Annotated in this window: 15 protein-coding genes; 2 read left to right on the forward strand and 13 right to left on the reverse strand. The window is 70.8% G+C overall.

Translation table 11 applies throughout. The features are described from left to right. Nucleotides 1–55 precede the first annotated feature (55 nt). From J5X86_RS40065 to J5X86_RS40100, 8 genes are all read right to left on the reverse strand, one after another. The gene (locus tag J5X86_RS40065; RefSeq protein ID WP_208521565.1) at nt 56–868 is read right to left on the reverse strand and encodes a DUF3159 domain-containing protein; all 813 of its coding nucleotides are present in this window, start codon (nt 866–868) and stop codon (nt 56–58) included. 3 nt (nt 869–871) lie between these two features. Continuing rightward, on the reverse strand, nt 872–1,300 hold the full coding sequence (locus J5X86_RS40070; protein WP_014055423.1) for an OB-fold nucleic acid binding domain-containing protein: 429 nt from the start codon (nt 1,298–1,300) through the stop codon (nt 872–874). A gap of 61 nt (nt 1,301–1,361) precedes the next feature. Next, nucleotides 1,362–2,045 (reverse strand): response regulator, encoded by a 684-nt coding sequence (locus J5X86_RS40075; RefSeq protein ID WP_208521566.1) that lies wholly within the window; start codon nt 2,043–2,045, stop codon nt 1,362–1,364. Next, a complete protein-coding gene (locus J5X86_RS40080) occupies nt 2,042–4,654 on the reverse strand; it encodes a sensor histidine kinase KdpD (protein WP_208521567.1) in 2,613 nt (870 codons plus the stop codon). The genes J5X86_RS40075 and J5X86_RS40080 overlap by 4 nt, the downstream gene beginning before the upstream one ends. Before the next feature lie 265 nt (nt 4,655–4,919). Continuing rightward, nucleotides 4,920–5,786: a hypothetical protein gene (locus J5X86_RS40085; protein ID WP_208521568.1), complete on the reverse strand. Its 867-nt coding sequence runs from the start codon at nt 5,784–5,786 to the stop codon at nt 4,920–4,922. Nucleotides 5,787–6,012: 226 nt separating this feature from the next. Continuing rightward, on the reverse strand, nt 6,013–6,798 hold the full coding sequence (locus tag J5X86_RS40090; RefSeq protein ID WP_093465219.1) for a DUF3710 domain-containing protein: 786 nt from the start codon (nt 6,796–6,798) through the stop codon (nt 6,013–6,015). Nucleotide 6,799: 1 nt separating this feature from the next. Beyond that, nucleotides 6,800–7,315 (reverse strand): dUTP diphosphatase, encoded by a 516-nt coding sequence (dut, locus tag J5X86_RS40095; protein WP_078644247.1) that lies wholly within the window; start codon nt 7,313–7,315, stop codon nt 6,800–6,802. Next, nucleotides 7,312–7,893: a PaaI family thioesterase gene (locus J5X86_RS40100; protein ID WP_208521569.1), complete on the reverse strand. Its 582-nt coding sequence runs from the start codon at nt 7,891–7,893 to the stop codon at nt 7,312–7,314. Before J5X86_RS40100 ends, dut begins: the two co-directional genes overlap by 4 nt. 59 nt (nt 7,894–7,952) lie before the next feature. Here J5X86_RS40100 and J5X86_RS40105 point away from each other — a divergent pair, with 59 nt between their 5' ends. Then, entirely contained in the window at nt 7,953–8,399 is a 447-nt protein-coding gene (locus tag J5X86_RS40105; RefSeq protein ID WP_208521570.1) for a DUF3093 domain-containing protein, read from the forward strand. Nucleotides 8,400–8,418: 19 nt separating this feature from the next. Here the strand turns inward: J5X86_RS40105 and J5X86_RS40110 are convergent, their stop codons facing one another. From J5X86_RS40110 to J5X86_RS40125, 4 genes are all read right to left on the reverse strand, one after another. Next, entirely contained in the window at nt 8,419–9,120 is a 702-nt protein-coding gene (locus J5X86_RS40110; RefSeq protein WP_208521571.1) for a hypothetical protein, read from the reverse strand. A gap of 14 nt (nt 9,121–9,134) precedes the next feature. Beyond that, nucleotides 9,135–9,437 (reverse strand): DUF4193 domain-containing protein, encoded by a 303-nt coding sequence (locus tag J5X86_RS40115; protein WP_009714537.1) that lies wholly within the window; start codon nt 9,435–9,437, stop codon nt 9,135–9,137. Between the two features lie 407 nt (nt 9,438–9,844). After that, nucleotides 9,845–11,092, reverse strand: a complete 1,248-nt coding sequence (locus J5X86_RS40120) for a HAMP domain-containing sensor histidine kinase (protein WP_059141647.1) — start codon at nt 11,090–11,092, stop codon at nt 9,845–9,847. A 6-nt stretch (nt 11,093–11,098) separates the two neighbouring features. Further along, nucleotides 11,099–11,752, reverse strand: a complete 654-nt coding sequence (locus tag J5X86_RS40125) for a response regulator transcription factor (RefSeq protein ID WP_014055413.1) — start codon at nt 11,750–11,752, stop codon at nt 11,099–11,101. Nucleotides 11,753–12,110: 358 nt separating this feature from the next. Here J5X86_RS40125 and J5X86_RS40130 point away from each other — a divergent pair, with 358 nt between their 5' ends. After that, a complete protein-coding gene (locus J5X86_RS40130; protein ID WP_014055412.1) occupies nt 12,111–12,284 on the forward strand; it encodes a hypothetical protein in 174 nt (57 codons plus the stop codon). A gap of 191 nt (nt 12,285–12,475) precedes the next feature. On the opposite strand, the gene J5X86_RS40135 is transcribed toward J5X86_RS40130, so the two are convergent. Then, on the reverse strand, nt 12,476–13,276 hold the full coding sequence (locus tag J5X86_RS40135; RefSeq protein WP_208521572.1) for an inositol monophosphatase family protein: 801 nt from the start codon (nt 13,274–13,276) through the stop codon (nt 12,476–12,478). Between the last annotated feature and the right edge of the window lie 6 nt (nt 13,277–13,282).

The following is a 13,282-nucleotide window of genomic DNA, read 5'->3' on the forward strand; positions in this document are numbered from 1 at the left end:
TCCCCATACGGGGAGCCCGGGCCGCGGTCTCAGTGGCTCAGGTGCCTGGGTGGCCTCAGTGCCGGGGCGGCTGCCGGTCGGCCGATTCGGTACGGGCCTCGGACACGATCTGGTCGGTCCACTCCGAGAGCACCGGATCGGCGGCCGTGCCGACCTGGGACTTCCGCTCCCGCTCGGCCTTCTCCTCCGCCTCCATCTCCGCGATCACGTCGATCGGCGGCGGAGCCTTGGCGAGGAAGATCCAGGTCAGATAGACACAGAGCAGGAACGGCGGAATGCCGAGCGCGACCTTGACCCAGCCGAGCTGGGTGGCGTCCCCCCACCAGTAGAGCGGGAACAGCACCGCCGACTTGGCCAGCAGAATCAGCCCCCACGCCCAGGTGGACCGGGTGTAGGCGCGGAACCGGCCGGGGTTACGGGTACGCCAGGAGAGGTTCTCCTTGAGCATCGGCCCGAGCAACACCCCGATCAGCGGAAAGCGGAAGATCGCCGAGAGAATGTAGGCGATCGCCAGCCCCAGGGTGTAGAGCATGCCCGGCAGATAGAAGTTCTTCGCGTCGCCGGACATCATCGCGAAGATCGCGCCGAACGCGACCCCGAACACCCCGCTGAAGGCGTGCTTCAGCGTCTCCTTGCGCACCAGCCGGGTGACCGCGAGCAGCACGGTGAGACCGAGCGCGGCGATCGCGGCGAGATGGATGTCGCGGTTGATCGTGTACAGCAGGACGAAGACCAGACCGGGGACGGTGGTGTCCACCATGCCCCGCACCCCGCCGAACGCCTCCAGGAGCGCGGTGTCCGCCGCCGCCCTGCTGTCGGCGGCGGCGCTTCGGTGCCCGGTCGGGGTCGTCTTGTCGTCTGGCGTCACCGGCTACTCCTGTCCGAGCGGTCGGAGTTCGTACTTCGGATTGAACAGCACCCGGCGCCCATGGCTCATGGAGATCCGGCCCGAGGCGATCAGCTTGCGCCCCGGTTCTATCCCGATGATGGAGCGACGGCCCAGCCACACCACGTCCAGCGCGGCGGTGCCGTCGAAGAGCTCCGCCTCCAGAGCGGGAACTCCGGCCCGCGGTCTGAGCGTCACCGTGCGCAGCGTGCCCGTCACCTTGACGATCTGACGGTCGCCGCAGTCGCCGATCTTGGTGCAGCCCGCGGCCTCCGCGTCCTGCTGCAGCTCGGCGGAGTGCAGTTCCTCCTGGGAGCTCGACAGCCGGTCCAGCATCCGCCGGAACCGGCCGACCGGTTTGTCGGACCTGACTCCCCTGTCGGCCCCGTCGGAGGGGTGGGGTACGGAACTCATACGGCCAGCGTACCGGTGCGTCGGCGTCGAAACGCCGTCCCGCACTCATCGCCCGACCCACTCAGCGCTCGAACCGGTAGCCCATCCCCGGCTCGGTGACGAAGTGGCGCGGATGCGAGGGGTCGGCCTCCAGCTTGCGGCGCAACTGCGCCATATAGACCCGCAGGTAGTTGCTCTCGGTGCCGTACGAGGGGCCCCAGACCTCCTGCAGCAGCTGCTTCTGGCTGACCAGGCGGCCGGCGTTGCGCACCAGGACCTCCAGCAGATGCCATTCGGTGGGGGTCAGCCGCACATCGCGGCCGTCGCGATGGGCCTTCTTGGCGGCCAGGTCGACGGTGAACGAATCGGTCTCCACCACCACCGAGTCGTCCGGCTGCCCGGCGGGCTCGGCACGGCGGACGGCCGCGCGCAGCCGGGCGAGGAGCTCGTCCATGCCGAACGGCTTGGTGACGTAGTCGTCCGCCCCGGCGTCCAGGGCCTCGACCTTCTCGTCCGAGGTCTGACGGGCGGAGAGCACCAGGATCGGCACCCGGGTCCAGCCCCGGAGCCCCTTGATCACCTCCACCCCGTCCATATCGGGCAGACCGAGGTCGAGCACGATCACATCGGGATGGCGGGCGGCGGCCAGCCGAAGCGCGGTGGCGCCGTCCCCGGCGGCGTCGACCTCGTACTTGCGCGCCTTCAGGTTGATCACGAGGGCGCGTACGATCTGCGGCTCGTCGTCGACCACAAGCACCCGGTTCATGTGGCGGGCCTGCCTTTCCGTGTCGTTGTGCCTGACGTGGAGCCGACCTGGACCGGGAGGCCGGGGTCGACCGGCGGGCGGCCGGCGGCGACACGCAGCGTGAGCACCATGGTCATACCGCCGCCGGGGGTGTCCTCGGCGGTCAGCCGGCCGCCCATGGCCTCGGCGAAGCCACGGGCGACGGCCAGCCCGAGGCCGACCCCGGCGCCGCGCGGGGCGTCCCCGTACCGCTGGAAGGGCTCGAAGATACGGTCCTTCTCGCTGTCCGGCACGCCCGGGCCGCCGTCGGCCACGCGCAGCTCCACACGGTCGCCGAGGGCGCTCGCGGAGACCAGCACGGGGCGGTCCGGCGGGCTGTACTTCACCGCGTTCTCGACGATGTTGGCGACGCCGCGCTCCAGCAGCCCGGGGTCGACCGCGACCATCGGCAGCTCCTCGGGGATGTCGAGGGTGACCTTGGCCATGGGGACGCCGACGAGCGCCATCGGCACCACCTCGTCCAGGTCGATCTCCCGGATGAGCGGAGTGACGGTGCCGGTCTGCAGCCGGGACATGTCCAGGAGGTTGCCCACCAGGTGGTCCAGCCGGTCGGCGCCGTCCTCGATGCCCTCCAGCAGCTCGGCCTCGTCCTCCTCCGACCAGGCGACGTCATCGGAGCGCAGGGAGCTCACGGCCGCCTTGATGGCCGCGAGCGGGGTGCGCAGATCGTGGCTGACGGCGGCGAGCAGCGCGGTGCGGATGCGGTTCCCCTCGGCCAGCTCACGGGCCTGCCCGGCCTGCTGGGCCAGCCGCTGCCGGTCGAGGACGACGGCGGCCTGGGCGGCGAAGGCGGCGAGCACCCGGCGGTCCTCGGCGGGCAGGACCCGGCCGGAGAGCGCGAGCGCCATATGGTCGCCGACCGGCATGTCCACCTCCGCGTCCTCGGGCCGTTCGGGCGCCGGGGTCCCGTCGTGGCTGCCGACGCTGCCCGCGCAGGTCCACGGGGCGACGTCGCTCTCCCGCTCCAGCAGCGCCACCGAGTCCATGGCGAACGTCTCGCGGACCCGCTCCAGCAGCGCCTCCAGGCTGGTCTCGCCGCGCAGCACGCTGCCCGCGAGGAACGACAGTATCTCGGACTCGGCCCGCAGCCGGGCGGCCTGGTGGGTGCGGCGGGCGGCGAGATCAACCACCGAGGCCACACAGACGGCAACCGCCACGAAGATCGCTATGGCGACGATGTTCTCGGGGTCGGCGATGGTCAGGGTGTGGGTGGGCGGGGTGAAGTAGTAGTTGAGCAGCAGCGAGCCGACGGCCGCCGAGGCGAGGGCGGGCACCATGCCGCCCAGCAGGGCGGCCAGCACATTGAGGAACAGGAAGAGCAGCACCTCGTTGGCGAAGCCGGGCCCGGCCTCGGAGGCGAGGGTGGCGCCGGTGCCGGTGAGCAGCAGCGTGAGCAGGGCCGGTCCGGCCACCCCTACCACCCAGCCCGCGATCAGCCGGGAGCGGCCGAGCCGGGCCCCGCGCGCGACCGGCAGCCCACGGCCCTTGGCGACCTCGTCATGGGTGACGATGTGGACGTCCAGGTCGGGCCCGGAGTCACGGGCGACGGTGGCGCCCACCCCGGGTCCGAAGATGTACTGCCAGGTCTTGCGGCGGCTGGAGCCGAGCACGATCTGCGTCGCGTTGACACCGCGGGCGAACTCCAGCAGTGCCCCCGGAATGTCCTCCCCTATGACGTGGTGGAAGGTGCCGCCGAGGTCCTCCACGAGGGTGCGCTGGACCGCCAGCTCCTTGGGGGAGGCCGAGGTCAGGCCATCGCTGCGGGCGATGTAGACGGCGAGGATCTCGCTGCCGGAGCCCTTGGCGGCCATCCGGGCGGCGCGGCGGATCAGGGTCCGTCCCTCCGGGCCGCCGGTCAGCCCGACGACGATGCGCTCACGCGCCTGCCAGGTGGAGCGGATGGAGTGCTCGTCGCGGTACTGCTGGAGGTATTCGTCGACCCGGTCGGCGGTCCACAGCAGGGCCAGCTCGCGCAGCGCGGTCAGGTTCCCGGGCCGGAAGTAGTTCGACAGCGCGGCGTCGACCTTGTCGGGCGCGTAGATGTTGCCGTGTGCCATACGGCGGCGCAGCGCCTGGGGCGACATGTCGACCAGCTCGATCTGGTCGGCCCGGCGCACCACCTCGTCCGGGAGGGTCTCCCGCTGGCGCACCCCCGTGATCGACTCCACCACGTCGCCCAGCGACTCCAAGTGCTGGATGTTGACGGTGGAGACCACGTCGATGCCCGCGCGCAGCAGCTCCTCGACGTCCTGCCAGCGCTTTTCATTCCGGGAGCCGGGGACGTTGGTGTGGGCCAGCTCGTCGACGAGGGCGATGGCGGGGTGGCGCGCCAGCACCGCGTCCACGTCCATCTCGGTGAAGGTGCTCCCCCGGTACTCCAGCTCCCGGCGGGGCACCTCCTCGAGCCCGTGCATCATCACCTGGGTACGGCGACGGCCGTGGTGCTCCACGAAGCCGACCACGAGGTCCGCGCCCCGCTCGACCCGGCGATGCCCCTCGGACAGCATCGCGTACGTCTTGCCCACGCCCGGTGCCGCACCGAGGTAGATCCGCAACTTTCCGCGTCCCATACCCCTATTTTCCCTGTTGGACGGCGCCTGAGCTCATGGCGAGCTGCCAGAGGGCGATGCTTGTAGAGCAAACCTCGTCTCCGGCCGGGCCGGCCGTTCCTTGACGGCTCCCTTACGGTCGTCGGCGCCGTCTTGACGCGCCTTTGACGCCCGGCCGCCCAACCCCGGGCGAACCCCATACGAAAAGCCGGTGGGCCGTACTCCGCAGAGAAGAGTACGGCCCACCGGCAGACGCTCACCTCGGGCCGGGCCTTGCGCCGTCGGCTCAGCCGGATGTGAGCGAGCAGCCCGCCAGGGCGTCGAGACCGGAGGGGGCGGTCGAGCCCTGGCGGGAGAAGGAGAGTTCGATGCGGTCGATCGTCGAGGCCCGCTTGTCCTTCAGCGGGCCCAGGATGGCGTTCTGCACGAAGTTGGGGCCGCCCTCGCCCTGGCTCGTGCTGAGCCGCTTGTTGGCCTCGTCGAGCTGCGTCTGGAGCAGCGCGATATTGCGGTCCACCTCGGCCTGGGCCGCCGCCGGCACGCCGCTGATCTTCGAGGCGACATCCGGGCAGCTGATCGTCTGGCCGGAGCCCGCGTCGGCCCCGCCGCCCTGTTCGGCTCCTCCGCCCTGCTCGGCCCCGGAACCCTGCTCGGCTCCTCCGCCCGCGGGCTCGGACGCGGCGGCGGTCGGGGTCGCGCCGCTGTCCGCCTCACCGCCCGAGAGGGTGCACTCGGCGAGCGCGTCCAGCCCCGCCGGCTTCTCGGCGCGCCGTCCGATGGAGATCGCGATGCGGTCCAGGGTGGACTTCCGCTTGTCCGCCAGGGGACCGAGGATGGCGTTCTGCACGAAGTTGGGGCCGCCCTCGCCCTGGCTGGTGCTGAGCCGCTTGTTGGCCTCCGCCAGCTGCGTGTCCAGCAGGGCGAGGTTACGGTCCACCTCGGCCTGGGCCTCCGCCGGGATCTCCGGGAGGGAACCGGCCACCGCGGGGCAGCTGATGGTCTGCGCGGCCTTGGTCGACGCATTGGCGTCGCCGCTGCCGTCGTCCTGATCGGCCATGGCGGCTCCCACCACGACAGCCGCACAGGTGATACCGCCGATCGCGCCGGAGACGAGGATTCTCCGGCGGTGCAGTAACGGAAGGCCACGCGACATCTGATCACTCACCTCGTTGAGGTCGGACAGGGGGTGTCTCTCGCGACGCGCCCTCTCCCCCTCGGAGCGTCACAAGGTCTCGCGCCCATGAGTACGGCCGGTGCGGCCGGTGTGTTCACCGTGTCGCGCGAAATCCCCGAAGCGACCTCCGAGAAACGCCGAAGGGACCCGGGGGCCCTGCCCCGGGCCCCTTCGGGCCTTGTCTCCTGCCGTGCGCGACGGCGGCTCAGCGGACCTCGGAGATCTCCGGGCCGCGCTGGAGCCGGTCGGCGCCGCCCGCGAACCGCGAGCCCTGCGCCTCGTCCTGCTGCACCCCGTCGGGCACCATCTGCGCGTCGTCCGGCAGCTTGAGGACGATCGGGTCGCGCGGGGCCATCGGGCCCTCGCCGCGCACGACGACCGTGTCCCGGAAGATCGCCTCCAGGAGGCTGCCGGTCTCGGGCTGCACCGCGCCCTGCCCGGAGATCACACCGCGCAGGAACCAGCGGGGCCCGTCCACACCGACGAAGCGGACCACCTGCACACCGTTCTTGCCGTCCGGGAGCTGCACCGGGACCTGGGCGCGCAGCTCCCAGCCGAGCGGGCCCTCGACCTCGTCGACGACCCCGCCCTGCTGGGTGATGCCGGTGGCGATCTCGTCGCGCACCTCGCCCCAGATGCCTTCCTTCTTGGGCGCTGCGAAGCCCTGGAGCTGCACGGCGCTGTCCCGCAGCACCACGGTCGCGGCGACGATCGCGTCCCCCGCGACCTCCACCCGCAGCTCCATGCCCTCGACGCCGGGTACGAACAGACCACCGAGGTCCACCCGGCCCTCGCCGGGCTCGCGCACCTCGGATACGTCCCAGGGGCCCTCGGGGCGCGGGGCCGGCGGCAGGCTCACCCGGCCGGCCTCCACGGGTGCGGCGGTGTCCTCAGCGCCGTCCGCGTCCTCCGCGTCCTCGGCCAACTCGTCGGAGGTCACGTCGAGCGACTCGACGTCCTCCTTGCTGCGCTTGCGGCGACGTCCGAACACGTCATCGTCCTTCCCGGTCGGAACCGACCGAAGCGAATCCATTCCCACCCGTTGTGCCGTCCACGGCGGCATGACCGCCGGTGGACCCGAAGCCCCCTTCGGCCCGCGCCGACCCGGGAAGCTCCGCCACCTCCTGGAAGCGCACCTTCTCGACCTGCTGGACGACCAATTGGGCGATCCGGTCGAAGCGCTCGAACCGCACGCTCTCGCGCGGGTCCAGATTGACCACGATCACCTTGATCTCTCCACGGTACCCGGCATCGATGGTCCCCGGGGCATTCACCATGGCTACGCCGCAGCGCGCGGCAAGTCCGGACCGTGGATGCACGAAGGCGGCATACCCCTCCGGGAGCGCGATAGACACTCCGGTGGGCAGAACCGCGCGCTCCCCCGGAGCCAGCTCGGCCGCCTCGGTGGTGACCAGGTCGGCCCCCGCGTCGCCGGGGTGGGCGTACCCGGGGATCGGCACCTCGGGGTCCACCCTGCGGATCAGCACGTCGACGGGCAGCGGACTCATGGGTTCACCTCGAAAGCGCGCGCGACCTTCACCTGATCCGGATCGGCGAGCGCCGCGTCGATCTCCTCCGCCCGGCCGTTCTCGATGAAGTGGTCGACCCGCACCTCTATGAAGAGGGCCTGCGCCCGCACCGCGACGGGGCCGTCCGGAGCGCCGAGCCGGCCCGTGGCCGAGCAGTAGACCTTCCGGCCGTGCACGGCGGTCACCCGTGCCTCCAGATGCAGCTCGGTGCCGACCGGCACGGGCCGTGCGAAGTCGGTCTCCAGCCGCCCGGTCACCGTGATCGCCCGCTGCAGCCAGTTGAGCGCCCCGAGCGTCTCGTCCAGCGCCGCGGCCAGCACCCCGCCGTGGGCCAGGCCCGGCGCGCCCTGATGGCCGGGGCGCACCGTGAACTCGGCGGTGACGCTCACGCCCTCGCCCGCCCGCGCGATCAATCCCAGGCCCCCCGGATGATCGCCGCAGCCGAAGCACTGGTCGTAGTGCACACCGAGGGGCTTCCCGGGCGCGGGCGCGTCGGGGTGGCGCACGGGTGCCGTGGCGCCCTCCGGTGGCGTCAGCCCTGTCGTTCGTCCAGTCACAACGGCTGACCTTACCCGCGAGAACAGTCCGGTTCGGCGGCCATGCCAAGCTGATACGCATGCAGCCTTACGAAGAACGCCTCAGCGCGCCCCGTTCCTGGTGGTTCATCGCCGTTCTGATCGGGGTCTCCGTGGGGTTGATCATGCTGCCGTTCGGCACTCTGCCGATGCTCGGCGGGCTGATCGGCGGTGCGGCGCTGGCCTGCGTCGCGGTGAGTTCGTACGGGTCGGCCCGGGTGCGCGTGGTGGGGGACTCACTGGTGGCCGGCGAGGCGCGGATCCCGGTGTCGGTGCTGGGGACCCCGCAGGTGCTGGACGCCGCCGAGACGGCGGCCTGGCGGACCTACAAGGCCGATCCGCGGGCGTTCATGCTGCTGCGCAGCTACATCCCGACCGCGCTGCGGGTGGAAGTCACCGATCCGCAGGACCCGACACCGTATGTGTATGTGTCCACACGGAATCCGGAGGCGCTGGCCGCCGCGCTCACGGCCGTGCAACCCGCCTGAGCGGGGCCGCGCGAGGCGCTCATCTCTCCAGGGACAGCGGGAGGTCCCAGGGGATCTGCTTGGCCCGCAGATCCTTGCGGACCTTGCGCGCGAGCTTCTTGGTGTCGCGCCGGTTCATCGCGGCTCCCACGGCCGCGCCGACCATGAAGGGCGCCAGGACCGGCATGTTCCGGAAGCTGCGTCTGAGGACCTGCTGCCGCAGCTCGCGCTTCATCTGGACGCCCAGGGCCGCGTTGACGCTCGCCGGCTGGGCGACGTCGATGCCGCGCTCCTCGGCCCAGCAGCCGAGATACGCGATGGCGCGCTGACGCACCGTGCCGGGCGCCCGCACGCCGTAGACCTCGTGCAGCTCGGCGATCAGCTTGAACTCTATGGAGGCCACGCCGACGATCTCGGCGGCCAGCTCGGTGGGCATGGCGGGCGGGGCCGGCAGCATCGCCGCTGCGCCGACGCCCGCACCCACTGTGGCGGTGCCGCCCGCGGCACCGGCCACCAGTTTGTCCGCGAGCTCTTCGGGGCCGAGCCCCGGGAACTGCTCGCGCAGCATCGCGAGATCGCGGACCGGGATGCGTGGAGCATTGGCGATGATCCGGTCGGCGACCGCGTAGACCCCCGCTCTCGCGCGCTCGCCGCCTCTTCGTACACCGCGGCCGAGGTTGGTCGCGAGCGAGGCCATCCGGCCTCGCTCGGCCTCGTCCACGTCGTCGTGCTCCGCCTCCACGCCGACCCCGCGGCTCAGGCCGCGCAGTCGCGGCAGATCGGCTGGCCGTTCTTGGTCTCGGCGGCCAGCTGGCTGCGGTGGTGCACGAGGAAGCAGCTCATGCAGGTGAACTCGTCCGCCTGACGAGGCAGCACCCGGACGGACAACTCCTCATTGGAGAGGTCCGCACCGGGCAGCTCGAGTCCCTCGGCCTGCTCGAACTCGTCGACGTCGACGGTGGACGCAGACTTGTCGTTCCGCCGGGCCTTCAGTTCCTCGATGCTGTCCTCGTTGACGTCATCGTCGGTCTTGCGTGGGGTGTCGTAGTCCGTTGCCATGTCGCTCTCCCCCTCTGGGTATCTGTGGTGTCTCCAGCGCACGTAACGCGTGAGAGGCCGGACTTGTGCCCGACCCGAGGCGGAGATTTTGCCTCACATCAAGGTCTGTTACTCAATCGACACCCAACCGCACCCCTGAAGAGGTGATCGGGTTGGATGGCCATCGGGACCGTACACGGTCCGCATGTCGCACTCGCATGCGCCATGACGTGTACTTCCCGTGATCACGGTCCCCGAAAACCCGGATGTTCCCGGCTTTCCGTCAACCGCGACGATCACGCAGAGTATATGGCCGGAAAATCGCCCATGTGATCGATCACACAGCCTACCTCGGGTGGGCGGATCACGAAAATTCCGCCCAAAGCGAACATCTCCCGGGCAGGCTCCCGGCCTCGGGTTTCCCGGCGTCAGACCGGGAGCACCACCCGCATCACCAGGCCACCTCCCTCACGCGGCTCCGCCGCGATCCTGCCGCCGTGGGCGCGCGCCACGGACCGCGCGATCGACAGCCCGAGGCCGACGCCCTTGTCGCTGCCGGTGCGCTCGGTACGGAGCCTGCGGAAGGGTTCGAAAATGTTGTCCATCTCGTAGGCGGGGACCACCGGACCGGTGTTCGCCACCACCAGCACGGCCTGGCCCGGCCGGCTCTCGGTGGTGACCTCCACCCAGCCGTCCTCCGCAATGTTGTACCGCACCGCGTTCTGGACGAGGTTCAGCGCGATCCGCTCGAGCAGCACTCCATTGCCCTGGACCACCGCCGGAGCGCGCTGTCCGCGCAGCTCCACGCCCTTGCCCTCGGCCTCCGCCCGGACCTGCTCCATCGCCTGGGAGGCCACCTCGGCGAGATCCACCGGCTTGCGGTCGACGATCTCGTTGTCGCTGCGGGCCAGCAGCAGCAGACCCTCCACGAGCTGCTCGCTGCGCTCGTTGGTGGCCAGCAGGGTCTTGCCCAGCTGGACCAGCTCCGGGGACGCCTGGGGGTCCGAGAGCTGCACCTCCAGCAGGGTGCGGTTGATCGCCAGCGGGGTGCGCAGCTCGTGCGAGGCGTTGGCGACGAACCGCTGCTGGGCGGTGAACGCACGGTCCAGGCGCTCCAGCATCTCGTCGAAGGTGTCGGCGAGCTCCTTGAGCTCATCGTCCGGGCCGTCCAGCTCGATCCGGCGGGACAGGTCCGAGCCCGCCACCTGGCGCGCGGTCCGGGTGATCCGGCCGAGCGGCGAGAGCACCCGCCCGGCCATCGCGTAGCCGAAGGCGAAGGCGATCACGGACAGGCCCAGGAGGGCTATCAGGGAGCGGCGCAGCAGCCCGTCCAGGGCGAGCTGGCGCTGCTCCTTCATGCAGGTGTTCAGGACCGCGTTGAACTGGTCCGGGCTGCTCTGGCCGATGATCTCGGGGCAGGTGTTGTTGGTCGGCTGGACACTGCCGCCGACCAGTTTGAACGGCAGCTCGTTGCCGACGTGCAGGGCCTGGGCGGCCAGCAGGTAGATGATCGTCAGCAGCACCACCCCGGCGATCAGGAACATCCCGCCGTACAGCAGGGTGAGCCGTATCCGGATCGTGGGGCGCAGCCAGGGGTTGGGGCGCGAGGCGCCCTGGGGGTCCCAGCTGGGCTTGGGCGGTGCCGTCGGCGGCAGCGGGGTCGGAGTCGTCGCCATGCCGGATCAGATCCGGTAACCCGAGCCGGGGACGGTGACGATCACTGCGGGCTCGCCCAGCTTGCGGCGCAGGGTCATCACGGTCACCCGCACCACGTTGGTGAACGGGTCGGTGTTCTCGTCCCACGCCTTCTCCAGCAGCTGCTCCGCGGAGACCACGGCGCCCTCGCTGCGCATGAGCACCTCCAGGACCGCGAACTCCTTCGGCGCCAGCTGGATCTCCTTGCCGTCCCGGAACACCTCACGGCGGTTGGGGTCCAGCTTGATCCCGGCGCGCTCCAGGACGGGCGGCAGGGCGACGGTCGTCCGGCGGCCGAGCGCCCGCACCCGCGCGATCAGTTCGCTGAAGGCGAAGGGCTTGGGCAGATAGTCGTCCGCGCCGATCTCCAGGCCCTCCACGCGGTCGCTGACGTCGCCGGAGGCGGTGAGCATCAGGACCCGGGTGGGGATGCCGAGTTCGACGATCTTGCGGCAGACGTCATCGCCGTGCACCAGGGGCAGGTCCCGGTCGAGGACGACGACGTCGTAGTCGTTGACGGCGATGCGCTCCAAGGCGGCGGCTCCGTCATACACGACGTCGACGGCCATGGCCTCCCGGCGTAGTCCGGTGGCCACCGCATCGGCGAGCAGCTGCTCGTCCTCGACGACGAGTACGCGCACGTCGTTAGTCCTTCCTTGATTGCCGCACTGGGCATGATCTCGCCAAACTCGATGAGTGTTCGGCGCCTCCATCCTGCCTCGAAGTCTCATAAACCGGCGGTAAGAGGGATCGCCTCGGGATCCCGCAGCCCGATCATGGACGCGGTGGCAGGGGCGGCAGCGGCTGGAACGCCGAATTCAGATTCTTTCGGGGCCCGAGGTTTCCGCCCAGGACGGGGTGGGGAGGACGACTGCACACCCGCGATCACGCCTTGTCTCCGGCATCCCTCACTGTCATTGCCGTCGGCAAGGGCCACGCACGTGATCGTCCCGCCGTCGGCACACCCCCGTGCCACCGACCCACGACGAGGGGGCGCACATGGACGCGTTCACCGCAGGCATTCTGCAGCGCATAGAGAACACCAAGACCGATCTCATTCGCGCCCGTGAGACGGGCGACGATTTTCTTGTGGACGTGGAGCAGTCGGAGCTGGAAGACCTCCGTCGCCTCGCCGCCGAGCACGGTGTCGAAGTAAGCGCCTCGTTTGCTTGATCCCTTGCGGATTCCGGACCCGATCCAGATCCGGATTCCCTCCATGTAGCCGATTCCCATTCACCTCCGGATGGTGATCCAGAAAGCATCCGGTAACCACGCCGAAGCGCCCCGGTGTCCTTGTGACTCCGGGGCGTTTCCGCGTGTGGGCGGGGGGTGTGGACCGGGGGCATGTGGACCCGGGGGCGGGATCAGTCGTGCCAGGCGCCCAGGTCGTCCAGAAGCCCCCTCAGCGGCTCGAAAAGGCCGGGGGCGGCGGCGATGGTCAGCTCCGTGGAGGCAGGGACGCCAGGCCGCCCTCCGGTGAGCGCGCCCGCCTCGCGCGCTATGAGGGCACCGGCCCCGAAGTCCCAGGGGTTGAGCCCGCGCTCGTAGTAGCCGTTGAGCCGGCCGCAGGCCACATCGCACAGGTCGATGGCGGCCGATCCGCCGCGCCGGATGTCCCGCACCCGCGGCAACACGTCGTTGAGCACCCTGGCCTGCCCGATGCGGCGCTCGCGCACATACCCGAAGCCGGTGCCGATCAGCGACTCCTCCAGCGGGGCCGCGGGGCGGCAGTGCACCGGCTCCCCATTCAGCCGGGCGCCGCGGCCCAGGACCGCCTGAAAGGTCTCGCCGCGCATCGGGGCGGTCACCACCCCGACGACCGTCTCGCCGTCCTTCTCGGCGGCGATGCTGACCGCCCACGACGGCAGGCCGTAGAGGTAGTTCACCGTGCCGTCGAGCGGGTCGATCACCCAGCGCACCCCGCTGCTGCCCTCGCTGTTGGCGCCCTCCTCCCCGAGCACGCCGTCCTGCGGGCGGCGGCGCGCGAGGAGGTCGGTGATCAGCTTCTCGGCGGCGATGTCCATCTCGGTGACGACGTCGATCGGGCTGGTCTTGGTGGCCGCCACCCCGAGGTCGGCCGGGCGGCCGTCGCGCAGCAGGTCCCCCGCGCCACGGGCGGCCTCCAGCGCCGTATCGAGGAGTTCGGTCATGAGCGGGTCGGTCATCGTGCT

Source organism: Streptomyces sp. NEAU-YJ-81, from assembly GCF_017592595.1.
Classification (GTDB): Bacteria; Actinomycetota; Actinomycetes; order Streptomycetales; family Streptomycetaceae; genus Streptomyces; species Streptomyces hygroscopicus_B.

Excerpts from the sequence above, each read along its gene's own strand:
- J5X86_RS40115 (WP_009714537.1), bottom strand. The coding sequence starts at position 9,437 with ATGGCAACGGACTACGACACCCCACGCAAGACCGACGATGACGTCAAC.
- J5X86_RS40120 (WP_059141647.1), bottom strand. The coding sequence starts at position 11,092 with ATGGCGACGACTCCGACCCCGCTGCCGCCGACGGCACCGCCCAAGCCC.
- J5X86_RS40135 (WP_208521572.1), bottom strand. The coding sequence starts at position 13,276 with ATGACCGACCCGCTCATGACCGAACTCCTCGATACGGCGCTGGAGGCC.
- J5X86_RS40070 (WP_014055423.1), bottom strand. The coding sequence starts at position 1,300 with ATGAGTTCCGTACCCCACCCCTCCGACGGGGCCGACAGGGGAGTCAGG.
- J5X86_RS40080 (WP_208521567.1), bottom strand. The coding sequence starts at position 4,654 with ATGGGACGCGGAAAGTTGCGGATCTACCTCGGTGCGGCACCGGGCGTG.
- J5X86_RS40105 (WP_208521570.1), top strand. The coding sequence starts at position 7,953 with ATGCAGCCTTACGAAGAACGCCTCAGCGCGCCCCGTTCCTGGTGGTTC.
- J5X86_RS40085 (WP_208521568.1), bottom strand. The coding sequence starts at position 5,786 with ATGTCGCGTGGCCTTCCGTTACTGCACCGCCGGAGAATCCTCGTCTCC.
- J5X86_RS40130 (WP_014055412.1), top strand. The coding sequence starts at position 12,111 with ATGGACGCGTTCACCGCAGGCATTCTGCAGCGCATAGAGAACACCAAG.
- dut (WP_078644247.1), bottom strand. The coding sequence starts at position 7,315 with ATGAGTCCGCTGCCCGTCGACGTGCTGATCCGCAGGGTGGACCCCGAG.
- J5X86_RS40075 (WP_208521566.1), bottom strand. The coding sequence starts at position 2,045 with ATGAACCGGGTGCTTGTGGTCGACGACGAGCCGCAGATCGTACGCGCC.